The organism is Burkholderia sp. Ac-20392, assembly GCF_017104585.1.
Taxonomy (GTDB): Bacteria; Pseudomonadota; Gammaproteobacteria; order Burkholderiales; family Burkholderiaceae; genus Burkholderia; species Burkholderia lata.
The window spans coordinates 1-5,573 of record NZ_JAAGPB010000502.1 but is presented as its reverse complement, the minus strand read 5'-3'; the positions used below and the strand labels follow the sequence as shown (position 1 = coordinate 5,573).

The following is a 5,573-nucleotide window of genomic DNA, read 5'->3' as shown; positions in this document are numbered from 1 at the left end:
GATTTCGGCGCGCACGTTCGAGCGGGCCAGGATGTGCTGCAGGTCGCCGGCGAGGCCGTCCGAGATGTCGAGCGCCGCGTGCGCGACGCCCGCGAGCCCGAGGCCGAGCGCGATGCGCGGTTCGGGGCGCTCGAGCGCACGCCGGAACACGGCTGCTTCGTTGGCGCCGGCTGTCCATTCGCCGCGCGCGACACCGAGGCCGGCGCGCGCATCGCCGAGCGTGCCGGACACCCAGACGTCGTCGCCGTCGCGCGCGGCATCGCGGCGCAGCGCCGCGTCGGGCGAGACTTCGCCGAATACGGTCACGCACAGGTTCAGCGGGCCGCTCGTCGTGTCGCCGCCGATCAGCTCGCAACCGTAGCGCTCGGCGAGCGCGAACAGCCCGTTGCTGAACGCTTCCAGCCACGCGGCGTCAGCCCGCGGCAGCGCGCACGCGAGCGTGAACGCGCGCGGCTCGGCGCCCATCGCCGCGAGGTCGGACAGGTTGACCGCGAGCGTCTTGTGGCCGAGCGCGTCGGGCGCGACGTCGGGGAAGAAGTGGCGGCCTTCCACCAGCATGTCGGTCGAAATGGCCAGCAATTTCCCGGATCGGGGCGTGATCAGCGCGCAATCGTCGCCGATGCCGAGTGTCGACGCGCGTGCGCCCTGCGCGGCGCGGCGCGTGAAGAAGCGTTCGATCAGCGAAAACTCGGAGAGGGCGGCTGGCACGGCGGATGGATCCGAAACGATGGAAGGAACGGCATTGTACGAGGCGAACGGCGGCGTTCCTGCACCGTTCAGTACAATTTTGTCGCGGCTGTTGCACCCGAATCGCCGGTCTGGCGGCCGATGATTGGCGCTACAATGCCGTCGAAGAGTTATTCTAATCCGCCCGCCAAGAGACACATGTCTACCCAAGCCTCCTCCAAAGCCAAGCTCCGCGAAGCCGCGCTCGACTATCACGAATTCCCGACCCCCGGGAAAATCGCGATCGCCCCGACCAAGCAGATGATCAACCAGCGCGACCTCGCGCTCGCGTACTCGCCGGGTGTGGCGTACGCGTGCGAGGAGATCGTCGAGAATCCGCTCAACGCGGCACGCTTCACCGCGCGCAGCAACCTGGTCGGCGTCGTCACGAACGGTACGGCGGTGCTCGGTCTGGGCAACATCGGCCCGCTCGCGTCGAAGCCGGTGATGGAAGGCAAGGCCGTGCTGTTCAAGAAGTTCGCGGGCATCGACGTATTCGACATCGAGCTGAACGAGTCGGACCCGCACAAGCTCGTCGACGTGATCGCCGCGCTGGAGCCGACTTTCGGCGGGATCAACCTGGAAGACATCAAGGCGCCGGACTGCTTCATCGTCGAGCGCGAAGCGCGCAAGCGGATGAAGATTCCGGTGTTCCACGACGACCAGCACGGCACCGCGATCGTGGTGGCCGCGGCCGTCACGAACGGGCTGAAGGTCGTCAACAAGGACATCAAGAAGGTCAAGCTCGTCGCGTCCGGCGCGGGCGCGGCCGCGCTCGCGTGTCTCGACCTGCTGGTCGACATCGGCCTGCCGATCGAGAACATCATCGTGACCGACCTGGCCGGCGTGGTCTACAAGGGCCGCACCGAGCTGATGGACCCGGACAAGGAGCGTTTCGCCCGCGAAACGGAAGCCCGGACGCTGGCCGAAGTGATCGACGGCGCGGACATCTTCCTCGGCCTGTCGGCTGCCGGCGTGCTGAAGCAGGAGATGGTGAAGGGCATGGCCGAGCGCCCGCTGATCCTCGCGCTCGCGAACCCGACGCCGGAAATTCTGCCGGAACTCGCGCTCGAAGTGCGCCCGGATGCGGTGCTGGCCACGGGCCGCACCGACTACCCGAACCAGGTCAACAACGTCCTGTGCTTCCCGTTCATCTTCCGCGGCGCGCTCGACGTCGGCGCGACGACGATCACGCGTGAAATGGAGATCGCGGCCGTCAATGCGATCGCCGAGCTTGCGCAGCACGAGCAGAGCGACATCGTCGCGACTGCGTACGGCATCCAGGATCTGTCGTTCGGGCCCGAATACCTGATTCCGAAGCCGTTCGATCCGCGCCTGATCGTGAAGATCGCACCGGCCGTCGCGCAGGCCGCGATGGACGGCGGCGTCGCGACGCGCCCGATCGAGGACATGGAGGCGTACCGCGTCCATTTGCAGCAGTTCGTGTACCACAGCGGCACGACGATGAAGCCGATCTTCCAGATCGCGCGCGCCGCGCCGGAAGAGAAGAAGCGCGTTGTGTTCGCGGAAGGCGAAGAAGAGCGCGTGTTGCGCGCCGTTCAGATCATCGTCGACGAAAAGCTCGCGAAGCCGATCCTGATCGGCCGTCCGTCGGTGATCGAGCACCGTATCCAGCGCTACGGCCTGCGCCTGACGCCGGGCACCGACTTCACGGTCGTCAACACCGAGCACGACGAGCGCTACCGCGACTTCTGGCAGACGTACTACAAGATGATGGCGCGCAAGGGCATCAGCGAGCAGCTCGCGCGGGTCGAGATGCGCCGCCGCACGACGCTGATCGGCTCGATGCTGGTGAAGAAGGGCGAAGCGGACGGGATGATCTGCGGCACGATCAGCACCACGCACCGCCACCTGCACTTCATCGACCAGGTGATCGGCAAGCGCCCGGGCTGCAGCGTGTACGCGGCGATGAACGGCCTCGTGCTGCCGGGCCGCCAGATTTTCCTCGTCGACACGCACGTGAACGTCGATCCGACCCCGGAAGAGCTGGCCGAGATCACGGTCATGGCCGCGGAAGAAGTGCGCCGCTTCGGCATCGAGCCGAAGGTCGCGCTGCTGTCGCACTCGAATTTCGGCACGAGCAACGCACCTTCGGCGAAGAAGATGCGCGATACGCTCGCGATCCTGCAGGAACACGCGCCGGAGTTGAAGGTGGACGGCGAGATGCACGGCGATGTCGCGCTCGACGCGGCGCTGCGCAAGGAAATCCTGCCGGAATCGACGCTGGAAGGCGAAGCGAACCTGCTGATCCTGCCGAACATCGACGCCGCGAACATCGCGTACAACCTGCTGAAGACGGCCGCGGGCAACAACATCGCGATCGGGCCGATCCTGCTGGGCGCTGCGCAGCCGGTGCACGTGCTGACCGAATCGGCGACCGTTCGCCGCATCGTCAACATGGCGGCGCTGCTGGTCGCCGACGTGAACGCCACGCGCTGAGCCAAAACGAACGCGCCAGGCCGGTCGAACCGGTGTGGCGCGTCGGGCGAAATTGTAAACAAAAGCAAAAAAGAGGCGTGCCCGCAATGGGCACGCCGCGGGCAGGGCGCAAACGCGCTTCCCTCAAGCAACATCAGCATCTCTCTCCACTCAGCGTAGCCGGCGTGGCAAGGAGGCAGAGTCTTGCCATGCCAGAGATGCCGTTCGCATTTTATCCTATGTAAGATAAATGTAGTGAGATTTCGGTAAAAAATGCGCAATTCCGGGTATCACTGGCCTTTCGATTCCCAAACGGACATTGATTCGCGCGGCCAATAACGCTACGCTAACGCCTTTGTTGGTCGTCAACTACTTGATTTAACAGCGGGAACCCTGGTTCATGGCACGCAAGTGGCTCCGCAACGGCGCGCTCGCGTCCGTCTTCGCGATGTTCGCGATGGGTATCGTCGGCACGCCGACGGGCAGTCTGGTTTCCGCCGCTTACGCACGGGAGGCCGTTCCGGCCGACGTGGCGGCGAGCGGGCTCGATACGATTCCGACCGCACGTCTTCCGCGCGAGGCTGTGACCACGCTAGGCCTGATTGGCGCCGGCGGTCCGTATCCGTACGAGAAAGACGGCGTCGTGTTTGGCAACCGCGAGCGGATCCTGCCAAAAGCGAAGCGCGGCTACTACCATGAGTACACGGTGCCGACGCCGCGTGCCCGCAATCGCGGCGCGCGCCGGATCGTCTGTGGCGGGCCATTGCGCCGGATCGACAACTGTTATTACACGGGCGACCACTACAACAGTTTTAAACGTATTGTTGAATGACTTCGGGACGAATGGCATGAGCGACTCCATCTACGCGCACGAAACGGCGGCGGCGGAACTGTTCGCGGCCGGCGACGGCAATCTGTTTCAGCGCGTGATCCAACTGCACGCGGCGGCGCAGGCTGGCGGCACGCCGGAGCAACAGGAAGCCGAGTCCGGGCTTTCATCGAACGAGGAGCCTATGAGCCTTTTCACGACCGTGCGACCCAATCTCGTGCAATCGATCCGCGCGTTCCGCGTGCAGGATCTTGCCGACGAAGCCGGCCGGCTCGGCCAGCATTTCCTGTATGCGTTTTGCGGCGTCGCGCAGTCGAAGCAGGAAGTGATGGAAACGATCGCGACGTCGTTCCTGTTCCCGAAGCATTTCGGGAAGAACTACGACGCGCTGTACGACTCGCTGACCGACCTCGTCGCGAAGGCCGGCGCGCAGCCCGGTTTCGTGATCGTCCTCGATGGGCTGCCGATCGCGCAGAAGTTCGACAAGGAAGGGCGCGAGACGCTGCTCGACGTGTTCCGCGAAGCGGCCGAATTCTGGGCCGAGCGCAAGGTCGCGTTCCGCGTGTTCTACTCGTTCGCGTAAGCGCACATCGGCCAGCGGCCGATCCGGCGAATACCCGTCAAAAGCCCGCCTCGAGCGGGCTTTTTTGCGTCCGCGCGACGCGCGCAGACCGGCGCGGCACTGCGCTTCCTGACATTGGCCTTTCATCAGGCGCCTTTTTTCGAGACAATCTCGGTCGACCCGGCTGCGGCAGCCGCCGCATCGGGTGTGTACAACAAACCGTCGAGAGAGGGCTGTCTTCCCATGAATATTTCCCGTTCCGCACGCGCTGTCGTGCTGCCCCTGCTGGTCGCGGCGGGCGCCGCGCATGCGGCGCCGCTTACGCCCGAGCAGACCGTCGACCTCTACATCGGCGCACTCGTCAACGGCGACGTGTCGAAAGCCCGCGAATTCAACGATGCGGTGCGCGAGAGTTACAGCGGCAAGGACGCGCTCAACGTCGACGTTCTGTCGACGTTTGGCGAATCGATGCGCAAGGACATGGCGGAAGACTTGCTGGCGCCGATGCCGCCGAAGGCGAGTGCCGCATTACGTCCGTCGGTCGAGAGCATGGCCGCGGCCTATCAGCGTGCGATCAATCGCTCGGAGTGCAAGGCAACCGGGTCGTCGCAACGACCGAACTCGGCGCTCGAGGGCAAAACGATCGCGACGGTTGAATTCGCGTGCCGGGTACCGGATGTGGGGCCCGGCGCGAAGGCACTGGAGGCGAAGCTCGGCAACGGCCGCCTGAAGAATGATGCGGCCCGGATTGTCGCGTTCAATGCGATCTTCTCCGGCATGGCGAAGGTGCTGGACGCGGCGCCGGTAACGCATCCGGTGACCGGCAAGATCGATGTCTACGGTCTGGACGGCGGTTGGACGACCGGCAGCCCCCAGGACGTGCTGACGCCGGTGCTCGATGCGTTGTCGGAAGCGATGCCGCATGGCTCGTCGAGCGGCAAGTAAATTGCGATAGACCGTCGCATCGCAACGCGCCGTATTCCGGTCGGGATGCCGGCCGCGTATCGCGCAGCGGCA

Annotated in this window: 5 protein-coding genes; 4 read left to right on the top strand and 1 reads right to left on the bottom strand. The window is 65.1% G+C overall.

Features of this window, described 5'->3' with window-relative positions; genetic code table 11:
- Positions 1 to 708, bottom strand: a 708-nt coding sequence (gene thiL, locus G3N99_RS33175; protein WP_206124486.1) for a thiamine-phosphate kinase, incomplete at its 3' end; no start/stop codon positions are given.
- Between the two features lie 135 nt (positions 709 to 843).
- On the opposite strand from thiL, the gene G3N99_RS33170 reads away from it, so the two are divergent.
- The 4 genes from G3N99_RS33170 to G3N99_RS33155 all read left to right on the top strand — a co-directional run bounded on the left by G3N99_RS33170 (position 844) and on the right by G3N99_RS33155 (position 5,501).
- Entirely contained in the window at positions 844 to 3,186 is a 2,343-nt protein-coding gene (locus G3N99_RS33170; RefSeq protein WP_277396474.1) for an NADP-dependent malic enzyme, read from the top strand.
- Positions 3,187 to 3,565: 379 nt separating this feature from the next.
- Positions 3,566 to 3,997, top strand: a complete 432-nt coding sequence (locus tag G3N99_RS33165) for a ribonuclease (RefSeq protein WP_031398890.1) — start codon at positions 3,566 to 3,568, stop codon at positions 3,995 to 3,997.
- A 16-nt stretch (positions 3,998 to 4,013) separates the two neighbouring features.
- Positions 4,014 to 4,577: a barstar family protein gene (locus G3N99_RS33160; RefSeq protein ID WP_206124484.1), complete on the top strand. Its 564-nt coding sequence runs from the start codon at positions 4,014 to 4,016 to the stop codon at positions 4,575 to 4,577.
- A gap of 222 nt (positions 4,578 to 4,799) precedes the next feature.
- Positions 4,800 to 5,501 (top strand): hypothetical protein, encoded by a 702-nt coding sequence (locus tag G3N99_RS33155; RefSeq protein ID WP_206124483.1) that lies wholly within the window; start codon positions 4,800 to 4,802, stop codon positions 5,499 to 5,501.
- Positions 5,502 to 5,573: the final 72 nt, after the last annotated feature.